The sequence below is a fragment of the Pectobacterium sp. F1-1 genome (assembly GCF_025643735.1).
In the GTDB taxonomy this organism is placed as follows: Bacteria; Pseudomonadota; Gammaproteobacteria; order Enterobacterales; family Enterobacteriaceae; genus Pectobacterium; species Pectobacterium colocasium.
The window spans coordinates 2677337-2700332 of record NZ_CP104733.1; the positions used below are offsets into that span (position 1 = coordinate 2677337).

At 53.0% G+C, this 22996-nt stretch carries 11 protein-coding genes and 1 pseudogene; 6 read left to right on the forward strand and 6 right to left on the reverse strand.

What is annotated here, in order from left to right; genetic code table 11:
* The first annotated feature begins 24 nt into the window (after nt 1-24).
* The 3 genes from NAL19_RS11755 to NAL19_RS11765 all read left to right on the forward strand — a co-directional run bounded on the left by NAL19_RS11755 (nt 25) and on the right by NAL19_RS11765 (nt 3468).
* Nucleotides 25-1983, forward strand: coding sequence for a calcium-binding protein (locus NAL19_RS11755; protein WP_263057426.1), 1959 nt, complete (start codon nt 25-27; stop codon nt 1981-1983).
* Nucleotides 1893-3101, forward strand: a complete 1209-nt coding sequence (locus tag NAL19_RS11760) for an IS256 family transposase (RefSeq protein WP_263057427.1) — start codon at nt 1893-1895, stop codon at nt 3099-3101. Before NAL19_RS11755 ends, NAL19_RS11760 begins: the two co-directional genes overlap by 91 nt.
* A 70-nt stretch (nt 3102-3171) precedes the next feature.
* On the forward strand, nt 3172-3468 hold the full coding sequence (locus NAL19_RS11765) for a hypothetical protein (protein ID WP_263057428.1): 297 nt from the start codon (nt 3172-3174) through the stop codon (nt 3466-3468).
* 61 nt (nt 3469-3529) lie between these two features.
* Here the strand turns inward: NAL19_RS11765 and NAL19_RS11770 are convergent, their stop codons facing one another.
* The 6 genes and pseudogenes from NAL19_RS11770 to NAL19_RS11795 all read right to left on the reverse strand — a co-directional run bounded on the left by NAL19_RS11770 (nt 3530) and on the right by NAL19_RS11795 (nt 12830).
* Nucleotides 3530-4837, reverse strand: a complete 1308-nt coding sequence (locus tag NAL19_RS11770; protein ID WP_263057429.1) for a DNA-processing protein DprA — start codon at nt 4835-4837, stop codon at nt 3530-3532.
* Entirely contained in the window at nt 4837-6951 is a 2115-nt protein-coding gene (locus tag NAL19_RS11775; RefSeq protein WP_263057430.1) for a RecQ family ATP-dependent DNA helicase, read from the reverse strand. The genes NAL19_RS11770 and NAL19_RS11775 overlap by 1 nt, the downstream gene beginning before the upstream one ends.
* A 52-nt stretch (nt 6952-7003) precedes the next feature.
* Nucleotides 7004-8571 (reverse strand): annotated as a pseudogene (gene tyrR / locus NAL19_RS11780) (transcriptional regulator TyrR).
* A 135-nt stretch (nt 8572-8706) separates the two neighbouring features.
* Complete coding sequence (locus tag NAL19_RS11785) at nt 8707-10251, reverse strand: M20/M25/M40 family metallo-hydrolase (protein ID WP_263057431.1); 1545 nt, start codon at nt 10249-10251, stop codon at nt 8707-8709.
* Nucleotides 10252-10392: 141 nt separating this feature from the next.
* Nucleotides 10393-11436: a YcjF family protein gene (locus NAL19_RS11790; protein ID WP_263057432.1), complete on the reverse strand. Its 1044-nt coding sequence runs from the start codon at nt 11434-11436 to the stop codon at nt 10393-10395.
* On the reverse strand, nt 11433-12830 hold the full coding sequence (locus NAL19_RS11795) for a YcjX family protein (protein WP_263057433.1): 1398 nt from the start codon (nt 12828-12830) through the stop codon (nt 11433-11435). The genes NAL19_RS11790 and NAL19_RS11795 overlap by 4 nt, the downstream gene beginning before the upstream one ends.
* A gap of 355 nt (nt 12831-13185) precedes the next feature.
* Between NAL19_RS11795 and NAL19_RS11800 the strand changes: the two genes are divergently transcribed.
* The 3 genes from NAL19_RS11800 to NAL19_RS11810 are packed head-to-tail and all read left to right on the forward strand — an operon-like array spanning nt 13186 to nt 22991.
* On the forward strand, nt 13186-14928 hold the full coding sequence (locus NAL19_RS11800) for a ShlB/FhaC/HecB family hemolysin secretion/activation protein (protein ID WP_263057434.1): 1743 nt from the start codon (nt 13186-13188) through the stop codon (nt 14926-14928).
* A gap of 11 nt (nt 14929-14939) precedes the next feature.
* Nucleotides 14940-15455: a toxin-activating lysine-acyltransferase gene (locus tag NAL19_RS11805; protein WP_039480927.1), complete on the forward strand. Its 516-nt coding sequence runs from the start codon at nt 14940-14942 to the stop codon at nt 15453-15455.
* Between the two features lie 27 nt (nt 15456-15482).
* Nucleotides 15483-22991 (forward strand): hemagglutinin repeat-containing protein, encoded by a 7509-nt coding sequence (locus NAL19_RS11810; RefSeq protein ID WP_263057435.1) that lies wholly within the window; start codon nt 15483-15485, stop codon nt 22989-22991.
* The last annotated feature ends 5 nt before the right edge of the window (nt 22992-22996 follow it).

The window sequence follows — 22996 nt, forward strand, 5'->3', positions numbered from 1 at the left end:
TTTATATAATATGGAGATGAATATATGGCAATTACATATGAATATCATTACGGTAATGGCGGCTTTATTTTATCAAAACCTCAACAAAAGGAGCTTGGGGAATTACTCGATAAACAGTTGTTCCAAGCTGGAACAGGAGCGAAATCGCTCGCTGTTCCGCTATATGATAAAATCCTCAGTTATCTTCCTGTACCCGATATAAATGTAGGTGAATACTTCAAGGTATATACTTGGTTACAAGGAGCCCGTGAAGTTAATAATGATTCGAGCGTCTACTCTGTTTTTATTAGGAACTATACCAAGATACAGTATGAATTACGCTATGGTGAATTAACTGAATTCGAGTTAAAAATACTTAATAATAAAATCGATGAGGCCTCAAACAATATCGGATTCGAGTTAGTTGATAACATCTTAAGCCATAGCGGACTCCTACCTGGATTGGAAGGTCTAGGTGTATTAGATGGTGGTGAAGCTGCCAGAAAGGTATTTCAAGGTGACATCTATCCAGAAGGTGACTTTACCGGCTGGGCTGGCACAATGCTTTTCCCTTTCTTAGGTTATGATCGGTTTTATGAGGAGTGGTTATTAACCACAGAAGAAATTAATGCAGAAATCCGTACGGGGAGTGGTATTGTAGATCGTATCATAAAAGAGCATAGCGGCACTTATGACTTGATTGCCGCATTGCAGGCTAACCAGGAAACCATTGATAGTTATAATTTACTAGAATCTATTTATGCCGTTATTCGCAGTTTTGAAAATGTCGATAAATCACAGCAAGAAATTATCGAACAAACCAATAATTTTATTAGCACAGCCTACGCGCTGCCAGCCGATCATCCGTTTTTAGCCGGTAATAAATTACCTTATGATAAAGTCTTATTTCAAACTACAAATTTAGGATTCTCATCAGGTAGTCAAGGCGATGATGATTATAAGGATTTTTGGATAGGTGACAGAGCAAACTATCTTAATTACATCGTGCATGCCGGTATAGGAAATGACAATATCCTTGGTGTCCCTACGACTTATTTAGGTCTAATTCCTGGCAGTGCGCTGATTGATGGAGGGCCAGGTTACGACACATTATCCTATCATGCGACTCGTGATGGTGGAGATAACGCAGTCCCCCTTAAACTCAGTATTAGCTTTGAGAAAATAGATAGCGCTTTATACAACTGGAGATTCTCTATCGATAAATCACCCTCTGAAGGATATAGTATTTATAAAGGGCATGATTATGCTTATAGCGTAGAGAAAGTCGAAGGGACAAATAACTCTGACACTATTATCATAAAAGAACTCCCTATATCTAATGAAAATATCATCGTGGACTTATTAGAGTCTAAGACTGGATATGGCGATACGATTGACCTTTCCCATATAAATCATGGCGTAGAGCTTTCATTAGTCGGTAATGAAGTGGTCTTTCCCTTTGAAGGTGAGGGTAACGGTTCCCTGACAATCAGGAATATGGAGAACATTATTGGCACATCATTTGACGATGTATTATATGGTAATGGTGACAGTAATATTATTGTTGGTGGAAGAGGTGATAATATTATTTACGGTAACGGAGGGGCGGATAAATTTGTTATCACTCAAGGCGTAAATACCATAAAAGATGCCGATAGTGATGATAAACTTTACATTAATCTCTCTTCTATAAATCAGTTAACTAACCAAAGAGATCTCGGCATAGAATTAAAAGGTGGATTTATTATTCGTAGTAGCTCCCCCAATCCCGGAGGAGAAGTAATACTTCAAGACGGTGATACCGCTGTGTTTTATCCTGCGATCCCTAATCCGATGAATTTGAGCCTGTACATAAATTTGTGTAATTGCCTGATTTTGATATGTTCAATCCAACATCAAAAGCAGGTTAATTTATGGACGAAAAACAATTACAGGCACTGGCTAACGAACTGGCCAAAAATCTTAAAACACCTGATGACCTCAGCCAGTTCGATCGCCTGCTGAAAAAAATCAGTGTTGAAGCCGCCCTTAATGCTGAAATGTCCCACCATCTCGGGTACGAGAAAAACCAGCCCAAAGCGGGTCTTAACGCACGTAACGGTTATTCCACAAAAACGGTCATTACTGGCGATGGCCCGCTCGAACTGCGTACTCCGCGAGATCGTGATGCCACATTCGAACCTCAACTGGTGAAGAAAAATCAGACCCGGATAACCAGCATGGATAACCAAATCCTGTCGTTATACGCCAAAGGCATGACTACCCGAGAGATCGTCGCGACGTTTAAGGAACTGTATGACGCAGATGTGTCGCCGGCCCTGATTTCAAAGGTCACGGACGCAGTGATGGAGCAGGTTGTTGAATGGCAGAATCGGCCGTTGGATAGCCTTTATCCCATTGTTTATCTTGACTGTATTGTCCTTAAGGTCCGTCAGGATAGTCGTGTCATCAACAAATCCGTGTTCCTGGCCCTGGGCATCAATATCGATGGTCAGAAAGAACTACTGGGTATGTGGCTGGCGGAAAATGAAGGGGCGAAGTTCTGGCTGAATGTGCTGACGGAGCTGAAAAACAGAGGTCTGAACGACATTCTCATCGCCTGCGTTGACGGTCTGAAAGGCTTCCCTGACGCTATCAATGCGGTCTATCCGCAAACCCGCATCCAGTTGTGTATAGTCCATATGGTGCGCAACAGCCTGCGCTTCGTCTCATGGAAGGACTATAAGGCCGTCACTCGCGACCTGAAGGCGGTTTATGGGGCCGCGACGGAAGAAGCGGCGTTGCAGGAGCTGGAAACATTCGCCAGGGTCTGGGATGAGCGCTACCCGCAAATCAGCCGGAGCTGGCGTGCAAACTGGGCGAATCTGTCAACATTCTTCGCGTACCCGAGTGACATCCGTAAGGTGATTTACACGACCAATGCCATTGAATCACTGAACAGCGTCATCCGGCATGCCATAAAGAAACGCAAGGTGTTCCCGACAGATGACTCAGTAAGGAAAGTGGTGTGGCTGGCAATACAGTCGGCATCAAAAAAATGGACGATGCCGATCCAAAACTGGCGGCTGGCGATGAGCCGCTTTATTATCGAGTTCGGTGACCGCCTGGACGGTCACTTCTGAGAAATGGCATTTACACAGAATCATGTACAAGGTCATGAATTTTTCACCGGCGCTTGGAGGAAGCAGAAATATGATTGATGAGACGCTGGGCGATCAATTCATTGTCCGTTACACCTTGTCAGGGTCGACACTCTTCGTATCGTCTTCTTTTGCTAACCTGGATCCCGCAGAAGCCATTATTGAAAATTACGATGCTGGCGATCTGGGTCTGAAATTTAAATCGCTCGTTGTTCCTAACTATTCTAATGCGGCAGCTTCACATGCCAGTAATATGGATCAGTTAGTTGACCAATACGTTCAATTACACTCAGAGATGATTACAGATCGTTTCACTCTCCCTACCTCTTCTGATTTATGGTACGCCTGAGACGACTATCCTCATCATCATGCCAAAACGGCTGCGCAAGCAGCCGTTTTGTTATTCTGACTTAGGAAGGATGGGAATTAGCGATCCATTGATAACGAACCGGTTGGTTGTGTTTTTTAATAGCTCCCTCATCAACAGCCCGCTGTAACCAGACGGCAATCTGCGATTTGTGTAGCGCAGTGAGACTAATGAGTTCATCCAGACTGACAGCCTCTATCGCCAGCCGACTGAGTTCCTGCAAAAACAACGCATAAAAATCAATGGATGCATCCGTTAGCACATTGATTTCTTCTGCCGTAGCAAGACTCTCCCCGATCGTCGAAGCGATGTTTTCCGCACATGCTTTTTGCGAGTCAGACTGCTCCGGTAGTGTCGTTTGTGGCTCTTCGCGCAAAAACAAGCTACCTTGTCCTCCCAAGGCAACGGACGTCGATACCGGGTTAACCTGCTCAAGTAATCCGGTAACACTCAAAGATCGCCAGTCCATATCACACCAGCGACCTCCTGCAATCACCAGATCTGCGTTACCCGCAGACTCTTCGTCTGTTGGCTTTACCCACAGCGGCACCCAGCCTTTCTTCAGGTTTTCCTGCGCACCGCTGAACGTTCCCCCGTTTTTACCTGAGTGAACGACTAAAGCACTTTCGGCAAGACAATAAATGTACTTATTCCGCGCCATTGCATTGCCCGTACTGAAACCCGCCTCAGGATAGAAAGGAGACACCAACACCGCCCGCCCTTCCATCAATCCTTTACGCCATTTCGTACTCGTACTCGCCTTAAGCAAGCTATCGGCCATCACGCCGATGACAACGCCCCCCTGATTAATGGCACCCAGCATCGCCATTTCATCCACGCCTCTGGCTCCACCAGAAACAATGGCAATATCGTCAGCTGCAGCTTGTCTACCAACCTGATGCGTAAACGATAAATCCGTGTCATTAGCATTGCGAGAACCGACCACAGCCAGCCCTCTGGCATTTAATAGCGCACGGTTACCACAGCCGAATAACACAGGGGGAGAATCACTTTTCAGCCTCTGCTTTAAACGCTTGGGATAATCATAATCCGAACGCGTAACGACCCATAACCCCGCCCTTTGCCACTTTTCAATCGCGAGTGCCAGACTATGTCCTCGGTTCAACAGTTGCACAACCCGAGCGACGCTCACCCGTAAATCATGCCAACCACTGAGCAGCGCTGCAGGGTCAGGCACAAGGAGATCCGCAGGGCTCAGTGATTTTTCTTTTAACCACATTGCAAAACGCCCCCACTCCGTATTGGTGAGTGGCTTGGGATCGCCAGCACTTGCTTTGCTGAAATAGCAGGTCAAAAGCAGTGTCGCCTGAGCTGTAGAGGATAAATTCATTAGTCTTTTACCGAAGAAGAAGCAAGCGCGACCGGATAAACACAGCCGCTACCCGCTTGTTGTAATAAAGCAGCGATAACCGTCAGCGTCCAGCCTGAGTCTATAACATCATCGACTAATAGCACGGGGCCGGCAGGGACAGGTTGCGAAATAGCAAATGCACCGTCCAGATTACGGCACTGATGGAAGCGATTCTGTTGGTTTTTCTGTGGCTGGTTGTCACGTACTTTCTGAACAGAATCCACAAACGGCAGGTTCAACCGTTTAGCCAAACGCTGAGCAAAATCAGGCACCAATGTAGGATGATTACGTGAAGGTACACAACAGATCCATTCAGGCGCGGGTTCGGGCTGCCAGCGTTGTTGGATCATCTCCGCCATCGCAGCAACCAATTCGTCACTAAAATGGCCTGCATGTTTATTGTCTGCTACCTTCCGTCCCCATCCCGCGTCTCCCCAACGGGACAAGACACGCCCTTCTTGAGTTCGTAAGTTTTGCGCCAGATTTCCGCGGAAACTGTATTTAATAAAAGCATTAGCGGCGACCTGTATGTTTGGTCGAATAACAGTTTCAGTCTGTTTGAGAAACATTCCTGCCCGATGAATAAGCTCAGCATTAAGCGGAATAGCGATCACCGGACGTCCAAGGCAGGAAGTACACTTACCACACGGCATCGTATCTCGGTCATCCAATGCGTGACGCAAAAAAGTCATCTTGCAGTCCGTTTCTGCCAAATAAGCTTGCATCTCCTGCCATTCTCGTTCCCGTTGCCCAGTCAGATGAGCAATGCGACCACGATCCATCTGATAAGGAATAGGCGTCCTACACCACTTTCGGTCAATTTTTATCACAGGTGCGGGGCTATCGACGCTGAGAAATTTCAACACTTTCTCGATCTGCCGATGACGAAGATTGGTTTGCTCTTCAATTTCTCGCAACGTCAGGCCATCAGCATTCGCAAGCGCCTGCAAAATTTCAGTCACTTGCGTCTCCGCAGGAAAAGCCGATCCTCTGAAAAATTCGTGAATCTCTCTATCTTCAACGCCAGACATCAGGATACCGACAGCTCGCTCGATACCGCGTCCGGCACGCCCCACCTGCTGGTAATACGCAACAATCGATCCTGGCATCTGATAATGAATCACAAAACCCAGATCAGGTTTGTCATATCCCATTCCGAGCGCTGTCGTCGCGACTAGCACTTTAATTTGGTTATTGAGCAACAATGATTCAAGGTGTTGCCGATATCCATCTGAATCAGCTTTCCCTGCCGACGTCATAAAATCGTCATGCGTTACACCGCTGTAATAAGACCGTGCGACGATACCCGCTTGATTGAGCCAGCGAGAAACCACCTCCGCATCGCGCTGCGTCAGCACATAAACAATTCCGGTCCCTTGTAGGGTTGGAATCGCCTGTACCAGCCATGCAAGACGCGATGATTGGTCGGGTAATCTCATCGTCTGTAACGACAAGCTTTCACGAATGAGTGAGCCACGCTGAATGCGAATGTTACCTAGTTGAGCCTGAATATCCTCAACCACGCGATTATTGGCCGTGGCTGTAGTACCCAACACGGGGGTATTAGCTGGCAATTGGCGAAGAATATTCACAATGCGCCGATAGTCCGGTCGAAAGTCATGCCCCCAATCCGAAATACAGTGTGCCTCGTCAATCACCATCAGGGCAATATGGTCGGCAATAGGCTGCAATACCGTTTCAACGAATGAATCATTCGCCAGACGCTCTGGAGAGATCAGCAAGCAATCCACTTGATTCCGGTGCACGCGCTGTGTGACATTTTCCCATTCACTCTTGTTAGTAGAGTTCAGCGTTTCCGCCACAATCCCTAATCGCCCAGCAGAATCTATCTGGTTACGCATCAGCGCCAACAGAGGCGACACAATGATAGTTGGCCCCATGCCGCGATCGCGGAAAATTTTCGTACTGATGAAATAGACCGAACTCTTTCCCCAGCCAGTACGCTGCACTACCAGTAGTTTCTGCTGGCGGTTAACCAGCGCGTCAATCGCTTCCCACTGCCCCTCACGAAACTGTGCGGCAGGGTTAGCCAATGCCGTCTGTAGCAGTTGTCGAGCCTGTTCTTGATCCATAATCACTCCTTTGATTAATTAATCCCCACTGCGCGTAGACCAATCGCCGCGATTACTCCTCGTCGTCCCCCGCCGATTTGCGTTGGCTGAGTCCATATTCCCGCAGTTTGTTGGCTATCGCCGTGTGCGATACCCCTAACCGCTTCGCCAATTTACGCGTGCTTGGATAGGATTGATAAAGGCGGGTCAGCACGGAGCGTTCGAAACGCTTGTTGATGTCATCCAGCGAGCCATCAAGCAGGGTTTCATCCTGTGGTGCATCAATCGAAAACGCCGGGAGATCGATGTCCTGCATATGCAGCTCGTTGCCTTCCAACTGCGTTAGCGCCCGATAAATGGTATTCCTCAACTGCCGAACGTTGCCCGGCCAGCCGTACTGCGGCAGGAAATGTTCCACATCGGCCGCCAGTTTAGGCCGTGAAATCCCCTGTTCATCGGCAAAACGTGCCACAAAGAGTTCGGTCAGCGGCATAATGTCCGCCGGACGCTCGCGCAACGGCGGTAGCATTAGTGTAAGCACATTCAGGCGATAATAAAGATCCTCCCGGAACTCACCGCGCTGAACCAGCTCCAACAAATTTTTCTTGGTCGCGCAAATCACCCGCACGTCGACATGGACTTCGTGATCTTCACCTACCCGGCGAAATGTCCCGTCATTCAGAAAACGCAGCAGTTTAGTCTGCATTTGCGCCGACATTTCACCGACTTCATCTAACAGAACTGAACCACCGTTAGCCTGCTCAAAGAACCCTTTTTTGCCTTCCTGGGCGTTGAGATATGCGCCGGGCGCATGGCCGAACAGTTCACTTTCCATCACGTCATCGGGCAACGCCGCACAGTTTAGCGCCAGGAAAGGATTCTTGCCGCGCGGCCCGCGCAGGTGGCACGCTCGCGCCAGCATATCTTTGCCCGTCCCCGTGTCGCCCACAATCAGCAACGGCGCATCCAACATGGCCAGTTTGCGTGCCTGTTCCACCACTTGACGCATTTTCGGGCTAACGGCAACGATGTGATCGAACTCATTCTCATCGTTTATCGTCAGATTCTGTAATTGCCGTCCCATGCGGGCAGCCGATTTCAGCATCACCAGCGCCCCTGCCGTAGCGGTTTTGCCAGCATCATCTTCCAGACGAACCGGCGTCATTTCCAGCAAGAAATCCTGACCGCGGATCACCACTCGCTCCGTCACGACGGTGCTGCTCTTCTCCAGCCAACTGGCGAAATTGAAACCGGGGATCATGCTGCCAATAGTCAAGTCGCGGATGGTCTCTGCTGACTGTTCAAACAGTGCCAGTGCCGCAGGGTTAAACAGTTCCGTCTTCCCTTTCATATCCAGCGAGAATACGGGTTCCGGCATGGATTCCAGCAGCGCATTCAGCGCCCGATGCTCGCGTTCAGATGGCATAAACGCGACGGTGCGCACATCGCTACGCTTTCAATGCGGCGGATATCCGTCATCAGCAGGCGAAAAGCATCAAAATCGAGCGTGGCAAAATTGAGGTAAATACGGCCAATGGTGGCAATTTCGATACCGCGTAAATCAATATTGCGTGACGCAAGCAGATCTAACAGTTCACGGACCATACCAATGCGGTCTTCACAAATCACTTCCAGATGCATCAACGGCTACCTTCTTCAAGAGACACGATTGGGCTATTGCTGCTGATAATACCCTTTCGTTTGCACCGGATGAAGTAAGGTGGCAGCAAAAGTTGACACATCTGTACGTTTTTTCCACTCAATAGCGAAACGGGATTATGGCAGCGGCGTCGTTGCCATTGCCACAATGGTGCGGATGCCTTCCAGATAGTTACCGAGACGTAAATTCTCATCAAAACTATGCTGGTTATTGTCGGCATTCACCAGAGGAACGATGACGTAAGGCACTTTTAACACGCTGACCGCCCCGCTCATCGGTAGCGTTCCGCCCATCATACGGTTCTTCTCCGGTGCGATGCCGCGCGGTGCAGTTGTAGTCGCCACCGCCCAACGCCCCAGCGGGGAGTCGATTTCGGTTCTGGCCGCATAGGCGCTGCTCGGATAGGCCGTTAGATGAAGGGAAATCAGATGCGGATACTGCTCACGTTCGGCCTGCGTTGGTGCTTCACCGGCAATGATATGAAAGCCTTTGCTGACAATATACTGGCGTAATAAGGCATACATATCATCCGGCGGCGTTTCCGGCACGGTACGAATATTCACGCTGGCCGTTGCCGTTGACGGAATGGCATTTGAGGCTTTTTTCCCCGTCTCACCCGCTTTAATGCCGAGAATATCCAACGAAGGATATTGCACCGCCTCTGCCGCATTGCTGGCGACCTTCTCTAGTTGGGCAACACCAAAGCGTTTCTCCAGCGCGCCCGCAGGGGGCGCAGTTTCCGCCACCTGTTTTTTATCGCTCTCGCTCAGCGTAACACGGTCATAATAGCCAGGGATCGTGACCTTGCCGTCCGCATCTTTCATGCTGGCTAACAGCGTTGCCAGATTTTGCACCGGATTCGGAATGACATTGCCATAGCCGCCGCTGTGCGCTGCCGCGTTCGCACCGAAAACCGTCATATCAATTTGGATAGAGCCACGGTTGCCAAAGTTGATGCCAGGCTTATTGCTGGACGGCATCGCACCGTCATAAATCACCATCCCATCGCTTTTCAGCAACGTCAGATGATCGGCCATCACCGTCGTCAGGCCGGGCGACCCTTTTTCCTCTTCGGAATCCAGCAGCACCTTGATGTTGACGGCAGGTTCAACGCCTTTATCTTTCATCGCGTCCACGGCGGCGAGAAACATTGCGATCGGTCCTTTATCATCGGCCGATGCCCGGCCGAAGAGACGCCATTCTGGGTTGATATCGCCTTTCAGAAGACGCGATTCGGGTAGCGTTTGCCATTTGCCCGCGGCATCTTTTTCTTTCAACACGGGCTGCCACGGCGGCGTTTGCCATTCAGCGGGATTCACGGGCTGTCCGTCAAAATGCATGTAGAACAAGATAGTCTTACGATCGGCTCTTGGCGTACCCAGCTCAGCATAAACCAGCGGCTTATCACCATTCGTCAACTGCTGCGTGGTGAAGCCCCGCTTCTGAAAGGCCTTTTCCAGCCAGGCGGCATTGCGCTGGATATCCGCAGGCATGGCGGCATCATTGGGCAGCGTGAGTAATTCGAGATATTCGGGGAAGCTGTGTTGCGCGTAACGCTCAGCATCGGCAGAATTCAGTACAAGCTGTGCGCTGGCAGGTAAACAGAGAATAGTGGCCGACAGCGACAGCGCCGCCAGCGTCAATTTTTTACCGGGAATCATAAAAACATCCTGTTATATAGCGATGAGGAGTTTTTATCCTACACACGATTCTGTCATAGCGGTACTCACAGAACACAGTCTGCACTTCTTGCCGGACAATGAAAAATATGACGAAGGCGCACGCTGCGCGCCTTTGTTTCCCTAACGCCCTTTTTGCAGCGTTTCTTTCACCTGACCAATCAGCTCGCGGCGGAAATCACCGAGGCGCGGTTTGTCATCCAGCCACGGCAGCGGGCGGCACAGTTCCATCGCCTTAATACCCAGCCGTGCCGTCAGCAGCCCTGCGCCAATACCCTGTGCGGCACGGGTTGATAGTCGTGCCGCAAGATCCTGCGACATCCAGTCCATGCCAATTTCACGCACCAGCTCCGATGCGCCAGCAAACGCGATATTGACCAGCACCAGCCGGAACAGACGAATACGGCTGAAATAGCCGAGTTCGATGCCATACAGCGCAGCAATACGATTAATCAGACGCAGGTTGCGCCAGGCGATAAAGGCCATATCCACCAGCGCCAGCGGGCTGACGGCGATCATCAAGGTCGATTCCGCCGCCGAACGGCTGATTTCACGCCGTGCCTGCGTGTCGAGTACGGGCTGAACCAGACGTGCATAAAGCTCCAGCACTTCGCGGTCGTTGTGGGTTTCATGGAGTGAAGCCTGCCAGCGTTGTATCGCCGGATGGCCGCTATCCAGCCCTGCCTGACGCGCCAGCTTTTCACAGAATTCGCGCCCACGCCCTACGCCGTGGCTGTGTAGCAGATCGCGGGCCACATCACGCTCTTCCGCGCGTTCCCGTAAGCGATAGAGCCGTCGCCACTCGACGGCCAGCGAACCGACGCCCGCCGCCACAATCAGGCTTCCTGCGGTAATGCCGCCCAACGCGATCCAATCTTGCTGCACCCAGGCGTTGTGCAGTGACTGCACGCCCTGTGCCAGTGCGCTAACGCCAAACAGCCCGATGCCTGCCATCACCATACGCCGCCACAGGCTGCGCTTCGGGCGTAGCGCCGCGCTGACGGCCTCTTCCGCGATGCCTTCTTCCGGTACTTCTTCTTCGCGGCTGATAGGGGAAAATGGCGTACCGCTCTGCTCGTCAAAGGCTAATCCGGCACGCAATTGCGGTTGCGGCTCTTGCGGTAAAGCATCATCGAATGTGACGCGGGGTTTCAGTGGTTCGCTCATCGCAATTTATCCTTTAACAGAAAGTCCATGACCGTATCCAACCGGATATGCGGCAACGGTGTGTCTACCGTCATTTCTCGCGGACGAAATTGATCGAAATGGAAGCCCTGCGTTTGCCAGAATGCCGCCCCCGGTAAACGCGCAGGCACTTCACCGGGGTAGACCGTCAGCGGCTGACCATCGCTGAGCCGATGCCCTTTCAGAGCGGGAATTTTCTGCCCCTGATGATCGACAACGCCGCTTTGCGTTGACTGGATTGACGCAATGCCTTCACAGCGCATATCGATGCCTTCAAACGCAGCGTTCTGCCACGCCTCTTGCACCAGTTGCTGAAGCAAAGACACCAGATTGGCGTGCTGATCGGCGGTAATGTGATCCGCTTTACTCGCCGCAAACATCAGCTTGTCGATACAGGGCGAGAACAAACGCCGGAAGAGCGTGCGTTTCCCGTAGTGAAAACTTTGCATCAGTTGGGTCAGTGCCAGCCGCATATCGTTAAACGCGTGAATACCGCTATTGAGCGGTTGCAGGCAGTCAACCAGAACAATCTGCCGGTCAAAGCGCACGAAGTGATCCTTATAAAACCCTTTGACGACCGACTGACAGTAATAATCAAAACGCTTACGCAGCATGCCGATATTGGTTTTCTCATCCGCCTGCGCCAGTTTGGCTTCACCGATTTCATTCACCTGCGGCCAGGGGAAAAATTGCAGCACCGGCGCACCCGCCAGATCGCCCGGCAGCACAAACCGTCCCGGTTGAATAAAGTGCAGCCCTTCTTGCTTGCAGCGATGAAGATAGTCGGTATAAGCCTGCGCGACCTCAGCGAGCTGGTTTTCATCTACTGGTGCCAGCGGATCGAGTTTCTCACACTGCGCCAGCCAAGGCTTCGCCCACTCAATGCGCCCCCCTTGCAACAAACCGCTCATCTGCTGCGACCAGCTCAAATAGGTTTGTTCAAGCAGCGGTAGATCCAGCAGCCATTCGCCGGGGTAATCGACAATTTCCAGATAGAGCGTCGAGGTATCTTTAAAGTGGCGCAGCAACGAATCTCTGGAGCGATAACGCAACGCCAGACGGATCTCACTCACGCCACGCGTCGGCGTCGGCCAGTCCGGCGGAGAGCCATACAGCGCCGCCATGCCTTCATCATAGGCAAAGCGCGGCACGCCCAGATCGCGCTGCGGCACGCGTTTTACCCCCAGCAAACGCTCTTCGCGCATGGGGGAAAACATCGGCAAATGTGCTCCGCTATGGGTGTTTAATAATTGATTAACGAACGCGGTGATAAACGCGGTTTTGCCACTGCGGCTCAACCCGGTGACGGCAAGACGCAGGTGGCGATCCACACTGCGATTGACCAGTGAATGAAGTTCGTTTTGTAGTCGACTCATTGAATGATCCATCACGCCTGTAGTTGAGAAATATACTGTTGAGAATGATATGTAGTTGAGAACAATTATGGAGCTGAAAACTGCATATCGTTGAGAAATATATCGTATCAATATAATGAAATCAGACAAACGCCTCACGCCGACATAAGTTCAACCACGACCACCTATCTCATACCGTATTTTTACCGCCAAAATGTAAAGAAACGATAATTTTAAGACAACTCTGAGTAAGCAATAAGACAACTCTTAGTAAACAAATTGTTAACGTATATAACCTGAAATTGTTCCTGGAAACGAATTGTTCCAGGAAATGAATAGTGTCCCAATAACAATCAATAATTCAGGTTAATTAATTATGCTACGGAATGCGTCATTCACTGACGGGTATCAATCTGCGCGTCTCAGCCCGCTTGCGCTGTTTATTTTATTGACCACCTCAGCAAGCAGCTGGGCGGCAGATAATAATCAGACGCCTCTTGCCGCACCGAACCGTGTGGATGAACAGCTGAATATCAACCAGCAGGATCGCCAGCGTGCGATGCAGCAACAATTAGCGCCACAAACGCCCGATGTGCGTTTGCAGGCCCCCTCTTCATTCTTTACTAGGCTGCAATTTCCTCGCGAACAACAGTGCTTTACGCTGTATCACATTATCCTGACCGGCAAAGATGATTTCCCCTCCTGGCTGCGTATGCCGCTGCAACAGCTGGCCGATCAGGGTAAAGGTCAGTGCCTGGGCGCTCAGGGTGTCAACCTGCTGATGAGTGCACTGCAAAACCGTCTGATCGACCACGGTTACGTCACCGCGCGCGTGATGGCACCGCCGCAAAACCTGAAAACCGGCACCCTGCATGTCACCCTGATTCCGGGCAAAACGCGCCAGATCACATTGACCAAAGAGAGCGATCGCTACGTGAGCTTCTGGAGTGCTCTGCCAGCGCGTGAAGGCGAACTGCTGGATCTGCGTGATATCGAGCAGGGACTGGAAAACCTGCAACGCGTGCCAACCGTGCAGGCAGAAATGGCGATTGTTCCGGGCGACCAGCCAGGCGAAAGCGACATTGACGTGACCTGGAAACAGGAAAAAATGTGGCGTCTCGGCGCAACGCTCGATGACTCCGGCACCGAAACCACCGGTCGTTATCAGGGCGGCCTGACGCTGTATATCGATAATCCCTTCGCGCTCAGCGATCTGTTCTACATTTCCGGCAACCATGACCTTGAATCCGGCAGCGAAAAAGGCAGCAAGAACTACATGCTGCACTACTCCGTGCCGTTCGGTTACTGGATGGCGGGCGTCACCGCCAGCGGCTACGACTACAACCAGAATGTGGCAGGCGCGTATGAAGACTACAACTACAGCGGCAACAGCAAAAACCTTAACTTCCAACTGAGCCGAGTGCTGTACCGCAGCGGCAGTCAGAAAACCTCGATGAGCTATGAAATTCTGACGCGCGAATCACAGAACTTTGTCAACGATACCGAAGTGGATGTACAGCGGCGTAAAACCAGCGGCTGGCGTCTGGGCTTGCAGCACCGCCACTACTTCGGCGCCACCACGCTGGATGCCGCCGTGAGCTACCAGCGCGGCACTCGCTGGTTCGGCGCGATTCCAGCGCAGGAAGAGTATTTCGATGAAGGCACAGCGCTGGCGAAAATTATCCAACTCAATGCCCAGTTGGATATGCCGTTTACAATAGGAAACCAGACCTTCCGGTATAACGTCCAGTACCTGCGCCAGATCAACCACACCAAACTCACGCCTCAAGATCAACTGTCGATTGGTAACCGTTGGACCGTGCGCGGCTTCGACGGTGAACGCACCCTGACGGCCGACCACGGCTGGTTCGTGCGCAACGATCTGGCCTGGCGCACGCCGCTGCCCAATCAGGAACTGTATCTCGGCGCTGACTACGGCGAAGTTGACGGCACGCGTGATTACCTCGCTGGGAAACATCTGGCGGGCGGCGTCCTTGGTCTGCGCGGCAACGCCTTTAACACGGGCTACGGCCTGTTTGTCGGTGTGCCGTTCTCCAAACCGGAAGGTTTCCATACCAGCCCGGTCACCCTCGGCTTCAACCTCAGTTGGCAGTACTAAGGAGGCGCGTGATGAAAATTCCTGTTAATGGCTATCAGTTAACCGCCCCGCTGCTCGGCGGTCAGTTCAGCGAAGCGGAAGCGCTTGGCGCGGCAGTTTGGCTGTGGATGCATTCGGCACAGCACCGCGATATTCCGCTCAGTGTGCTGCCGACGCTGCTGTTGCCCGCCATCAAACATCAACAGTTTGTTATCGCCAGCCGTGATGACAAGCCGATGTTTTTCCTTAGCTGGGCGTGGATGGATGAAGAAGCGGAACAGCGCTACCTCACCGGCCCCGGCATCCTGGTGCAACCGCAAGACTGGACCAGCGGCGACCGTCTGTGGTTCCGCGACTGGGTCGCGCCCTTCGGCGATCAGCAGGCGTTTCGCCGCATCGTCGGCGGCACACTGTTTCCCCACTTATGTGGCCGTGCGCTGTACCACAAAGGGGCAGAGCGCGGACAACGGGTACTCCAGTTTCGTGGCGATGACGTCACCCAGCAACAATTCAGACTCTGGCAGCAGAACACGCCGCTGGTTGCTTAACATCACTTCTAGCAGGGATAACTTTTCGTGAATAAGAACCTCTATCGCGTCATTTTCAACAAGGCTCGCGGCCTGTTAATGGTGGTTTCAGAAATCAACCGTGGCCAAGGCAAAAGTGGCGCAAATGGCGTCGGCCATACGCTGAGCCAACTGATTGGCCGGATGAAGCCCACCACCTTCCTGACCATGACCGCACTCGGCCTGGTCACGCTCGCGCCACAGGTGCTGGCGGCCGGGATTGTCGCTGACAAAAGCGCACCGGGCGGCCAGCAGCCGAATGTGATGCAGAGCGCCAACGGCAAGCCGCAGGTCAATATCCAAACGCCGAGCGCCGGTGGTGTTTCACATAACAAATACACCCAGTTTGACGTCGATAACAAAGGCGCCATCCTCAATAACTCGCACAAGCAGGTACAGACCCAACTGGGTGGCTGGGTGGCAGGTAACCCATGGCTGGCGAAAGGCGAAGCCAAAATCATTCTTAACGAGGTCAACTCGCGTGACCCAAGCAAGTTGAACGGTTATGTCGAAGTGGCAGGCCGTAAGGCGCAGGTGGTGATTGCTAACCCGGCGGGCATCAGTTGCGACGGCTGTGGCTTTATTAACGCCAACCGCGCCACCCTGACCACCGGCACCCCACAGATAACCAACGGCGAATTGCGCGGTTATCGCGTAGGCAACGGCGAGATCGTGGTGGAAGGCGCTGGCATGGACAGCAGCCGGCAGGACTACACCGATCTGATTGCCCGCACCGTGAAGGTCAATTCCGGTATCTGGGCGAAAGATGTCACCGTCACCACCGGTAAAAACGAGGTGGCTGCTGATAACAATAGGGTTGTCGATAACAATAGCGTTATCGATAACAACAATGCCACAGCCAGCAGCGCGACGGACAGCGACAATAGCGACGTCAAGCCGACGCTGGCGATCGACGTCGCCCAGTTGGGCGGCATGTATGCCGGTAAAATCCGTCTGGTGGCGACCGAGCAAGGGGTCGGCGTCAGTAACAAAGGCACACTCGGCACGCAGGCGGGTGATATCACCATTAACGCTAATGGCGATATCGTTAACAGCGGCACAATCAATGCCGGACAGGATCTGCTGCTGGGCGGTAAAAAAGTCGATAACAGCGGCACGCTGTTTGCTCAGCGCGACCACAGCACCACCGCCAGCGACGGGGTGACCAACAGCGGCCTGATCGCCGCCAAAGGCAACACCCATGTGCGCGGCGCCACCATCCGCAACAGCAAAGGCGCGGCCATTGCCGCCGGGATGAAAACCGATGGCACGCTGGCCGACAGCGGCAATCTGACACTCGCTAGCGACGGCAAACTGACCAGTCAGGGTCAGGCGCTGGCCGGTGGCGATCTGAACGCCAGCGCCAGCCAGATTGATCTTAGCGGCAGCGATACCGCCGCGCATCACGCCACGCTGACCAGCAGCAGCAATATCATCACCGATGACGCGCGACTGCTGGCAAGTGGCGATTTGAAACTCTCAGCGGCCGATAAACTCAGCAACGATCGCGGCGTGATTAACGCCAATGCGCTACAGGTCAGTACGACAGTGATCAGCAACCGTGGCGGCCAGTTACTGCAAAGCGGCGACCGCGACCTGCAACTCAGTAGCCACAGTATTGATAACCAGAATGGCCGTATTGCCGCCAATGCCAAAAAATTCAGCGTGCAGAGCGCCAGCCTGAACAACCAGAGCGGCACCATCATGGCGGCCAGTTCCGGCTCGCTGGATGTTGCGGCCAGCAATGAACTGAATAACCAAAACGGCACGCTGGCCGCCGCCAGCGATCTGGCCATCGCCACGCCGGTGCTGAACAACAATCTGGGGCAGATCTCCGCGAATAAACGGCTGACGCTCGATCAGCAAAACAGCAGCGCCCTCTCCCGCGCCGCAGCCACCCACAGCGATCTGCGTATCAGCAATGAAGGTGGTCGTCTGGTGGCGGGTCAGCAACTGACCTTCCGCGGTCGCGAGATTAACGGCAGTGGTGAAATTCTGTCGCTTGGCGATATGGATCTCAGCTTCGCCGACGGCTTCAGCAACAACAATAAAACGCTGGCAAATGGCGATCTGACGCTGAACGTCAACAACAGCTTGATTAACAATGCGCTGCTTGGCGCAGGCGGTAAGCTGAATGTGCAGGCCAGCAACATCGACAACCAGATCGCAGGTGAACTGAGCGCGCAGCAGACCACGCTGAACGCCAGCGATACGCTGAGCAACCGTGGCATGATCGACGGCGTGCTGACCCGCATCAATGCCAGCACCGTCAATAATATCGGTCCCGGTCGTATTTATGGTGACGGCCTGGCGATCAGCGCAGCGACACTGAATAACCTGGCGGAAAATAATAGCAGCGCCACCATTGCGGCGCGTCAGCGTCTCGATCTGGGCGTCGGCACGCTGAACAACCATACTCACTCCCTGATCTACAGTGGTGGCGATCTGGCCATCGGTGGCAACCTCGATGAAAACGGTCTGGCCAGCGGCAAAGCGGGCAGCCTTAACAACCACAGTGCCACAATAGAGTCTGTCGGCAATATGGCGCTCAGCTTCACCGCGCTGAACAATATCAACGACAATTTTGTCACCCGCTTCGTACAACTGTCACAGAAGCAGAAAAATGAGTATATGGTGGTCAGCCTGAATAATGGCGTCCACTATAGTCCTGATGACTACAACATCAGTTTCTACAAAAATGAAGTGCGTCATATCTGTATTGAAGGTGTGGTGTGTGGTCGTGACCACTATTATCAGTACAGCTACACCGAAACAGTGCGCGAAGAACAGATCGCACAGAGCGATCCGGCGAAAATTATCGCGGGCGGCCAGATCTCACTCGCCGGCGATAAGCTGCTGAACGACAAGAGCCAGATTATTGCTGGCGGCAACCTGCTGACCGCCGTCAAAGAACTGGTGAACACCGAAGTCACCGGTCAGAAACTGACGGAAAAAGTCGGACAGGTGATTGAGTGGGATCGTATCCATAAGAAAGGCACCGACAGCCAGAAAGCCAGAGCATCCGCCTATACCCCGCCAACGGAAATTCAGTCCATCAGCCTCAGCCCGAGCGTGATGAAGGAGAATACCCAGCCAACCAGCAACGCGCCATCGCTGGCGGATTACGCCGCGCAGCGCGTGGACGTGGCCGGACAGAACACCGATGTCATTCGCTCGATGACACCGGACGCTTCTCTGCCAACCGGCAGCCTGTTCACCACCCTGCCGGATGCCACCAGCAGCTATCTGATCGAAACCGATCCGCGCTTCACCAATCAGAGAACCTGGCTGAGTTCCGACTATATGCTGAGCCAGTTGCAGACCGACCCGTCGATCACGCAGAAACGCCTCGGCGATGGTTTCTATGAACAGCGTCTGGTGCGCGAGCAGATCGTCGAGCTGGTCGGCCAGCGTTATCTCGCCGATTACACCAGCGATGAAGAGCAGTACAAAGGACTGATGGAAGCGGGTGTCAGCTTCGCGAAGAAATTCAATCTGGTGCCGGGTGTGGCGTTGACCGCCGAGCAGATGAAGCAGATCACGCAAGATATGGTATGGCTGGTGGCGCAGGATGTGAAAATGCCGGACGGCAGCACCCAGAACGTGCTGGTGCCGCAGGTGTATGCGCAGGTTCAGCAAGGCGATATGGATGGCAGCGGCGCGCTGCTGGCGGGTAAAAACGTCAGCATCGGCGTCAGCGGCGGCATGCTGAACAGCGGCCGCATCAGCGCCACTCAGTTGGTCAGCATTTCCGGCGACGATATCGTGAATGTGGGCGGCATTATTGCCGGTAAATCTGTGTCGCTACAGGCAACCAACGACATCACTAATACCGGTGGCACGTTACGCGCGACCGATACCCTGCTGGCGCAGGCAGGACGAGATATCACCGTCGCCAGCGAGACCAACCACGCCGAGAACCAGAACGGCAGCAACCGCTTCAGCCGTGATAATATCGATCGTGTGGCGGGCATGTATGTGCAAGGTGACGACGGCAAACTGCTGTTACAAGCCGGCCGTGATGTCAATCTACAAGCCGCTCAGGTCGTCAACAGCGGTGAAAACAGCCAGACGCAGATCGCCGCTAACCGCGATATCAACATGACCACGGTTACCACCGGCAGCCATGACAAGGTGGTATGGGATAAAGATAACCACGTCACGCAGACGCTGACTCAGGTACAGGGCAGTGACATCACCAGCGACGGCACTATCACGCTGAATGCAGGCAATAACATTAACGCCCAAGCGGCAAAACTGAATGCCGATCGGCAGCTTGCGCTGACCGCCACCCATGATATCAACCTCGGCAGCGCCAGCAGCCAGGAATATCTGGATATGAATTCGAAGGTGAAAGGTTCCGGCTTCCTGTCGAAACGCACCACCACCACCCGCGCTGGTTACGATGCCACGCTGGCAAACGGCAGCAGTCTGGGCGGGGAAAATATCGCCGTCAGCGCGGGTAACAACCTGAATATCACCGGCAGCGATGTGGCGGCAGATCAGGATCTGGCACTGCGTGCTGGTAATGACCTCAACGTCACGGCAGCGGAAGAGAGCCGCGACAGTTGGTCGATGAAGAAAACCACCAAGTCGGGCCTGATGAGCAGCGGCGGCATTGGCTTCTTTGCTGGTTCAATCAAAGAAACCTCCACCTCCGACACCGCCGCACTAACGCAGAACAACAGCACGCTGGGCAGCGTGGCGGGCGATACCAGTCTGGTGGCAGGTAATAATATCGCCGTACAGGGCTCTGATGTGATCGCCGGTAACGACATCAATATGGTGGCGAACAATATCACCATTGATGCCGCGAATAACCAAAGCACCACCGACACCACTTACGAACGTAAACAGACGGGCCTGACGTTGGCGCTGTCCGGCGCCATTGGCAGCGCGATCAACACCGCTTACACCAGCGCGAAAGCCGCCGATGAGCAGCAGGATGGCCGTATGGCATCGCTACAGAAGCTGAAATCCGGTCTGGCAGGCGTACAGGCCGCGCAAGCCGCGGTGCTGGCGGCGCAGAACACCACCGACAATAACGCCATTGGTGTCAGCCTGTCGCTGAGTACCTCGAAGTCGAAGAGCGAGAGCCACAGCGAAGCGGTCAACGCCTCCGGCAGCACCGTGCAGGCGGGCAACAATATCAACCTGGTGGCGACCGGTTCAGAGAATGGCACCGATGGCGATCTGACCCTCGGCGGCAGCCAGTTGAAAGCGGGCAACGATGTGCTGCTGTCGGCAAACCGCGATATCAACCTGCTATCAGCGCAGAATACGCAGTCGCAGACCGGCAAAAACAGCAACAGCGGCGGCGGCATCGGCGTCAGCATCGGTGCGGGTCAGGGCGGCGCAGGAATCAGTGTATTTGCTAATGCCAGTAAAGGTTCCGGTAAGGAGAATGGCGATGGCCTGACGCATACAGAAACCACCGTCGACGCGGGTAATAAGCTGACGGTCAACAGCGGGCGTGACACCACCCTGCGCGGCGCACAGCTGAGTGCCGATCGGGTCGTCGCCAATGTCGGCCGTAACCTGACGTTGCAGAGTGAGCAGGACGTTAACAACTACGACTCGAAGCAGAAGAACAGCTCAGCAGGCGCCAGCTTTACCTTTGGCAGTATGACTGGCAGCGTCAGCGCCAGCGTGGCGAAGGACAAAATCCACAGCACCTATAATAGCGTGCAAGAGCAGACTGGTATCTTCGCGGGTGACGGTGGCGTCGATATCAACGTCGGTAACCACACGCAGTTGGATGGCGCCGTGATTGGCAGCACCGCCAGCGAAGATAAAAACCGTCTCAGTACCGGCACGCTGGGCTTCAGCAATATCAACAACCGTGCAGAGTTTGAGGTATCGCACAGCAGCGTCGGTATCAGCACGGGCGGCCTAGGTGCACAGGATCTGCTGAAAAATGCGGTGCAGAATCTGGCGGCCAATGGCCTGGGCGCGGATGGCAGCGATGGGAAGGCTTCCGGCACCACCTATGCCGCCTTCTCACCAGGGTCGCTAATTATTCGCGATCAGGCGAACCAGCAGCAGAATGTTAGTGAGTTAAGTCGCGATGTCGAGCACGCTAACCAGAGCATCAGCCCAATCTTCGATAAAGCGAAGGAACAGCAGCGTTTGAACCAGCTGCGCCTGATTAGCGACGTTGTTAACCAGGGCGTGGATATCACCCTCAGCCAGGGCCAAATTATGGCAAACAACGCGGGAATTAAAGCGGCTGGTGAGTGGGATGAGACCAAGGAGACACGTCAGGAGTACTGGGCTCGTGTACAAAATACCGCCGCGTATAAGGACATCAACGATCAATATAAAGCGGGTGGTGAGCTTAATAAAGGCATTCGTGCCGCAGCGGCAGCCATCACGGCGCTAGCGGGTGGTGATCCACTGAAAGCGCTGGCTCAGGGCGCGGCACCTTATATGGCGGGTGTGGTTAAAGACATGACGGTGGGGTTTGATGACAATCCTACCGCCGGACAAATTGCGGCGAACGCAATTGGTCACGCCGTGCTGGGTGGTGTGATTGCTGAACTCTCCGGAGGTAACGCCACTGCGGGTGCGGTGGGCGCAGCAACGGGTGAGTTGGCGGCGCGTGCAATTAAAGACTATCTCTACCCCGACACTGACATCGCCCATTTATCCAACGGTGATAAAGATAAGATCAGCAATCTGGCCTCGCTGGCGGCAATGCTGGCAGGCAGCGTAGCAAGTGACTCTTCTGCTGGTGCCGTCAGCGGACATGATGCGGGTAAGAATGCGGTTGATAATAACTATCTGACAGCGAATCAGGCACTCGACTTCGATAAAGAAATGCAACAATGCCGAAAATCAGGGAAAGATTGCACTGCAATTATCGCTAAGTATAAAAAAATCAGTGATGCGCAAAGTGCGGAGGTCGACATTACGCTTGCAAAACATCCACTTAAAGCCCAGGTCTGGGATAAAGAGCTCGCCTACGGAGGTATACAGGCAACGGAACGGCCAGCGTGGGCAGGCGATATTTTTGGCCTTTCTGTGATGCGAGACGAAGAGGTGAAAGCTTATGTCCAGTATTGGAATTCGCAAGATCTGCAAAAAATAGACACGGCGAGCCCTAACTGGACAAAATTCGCTGCGTTTATATCTGATCCAGAGAACCAGGCGGCTGTCGTTTCACTGGGGCTTGTCGGAAAAGACCTCACAAAAGCCGCATTATCTTACATGGGCAGAAATTCAGCCACTACGACAGTAAAAGCAAGTGAAGTAGGCATGAAATGGGGCCAGGGCAATATGAAGCAGGGTATGCCATGGGAAGATTATGTAGGAACTTCTCTTCCTGCTGATGCCCGGTTGCCACAAAACTTCAAAACGTTTGACTACTATGATGGCGTGACAAAAACTGCCGTGAGCGCAAAGTCTCTGGACACTCAAACACTAGCAAAACTGTCAAAACCGGAACAAATTTACAGCTCTATTAAAGGAAATGTTGATGCTGCCGCCAAATTCAAAGATTATACCCTTTCAGGCTGAGGGAT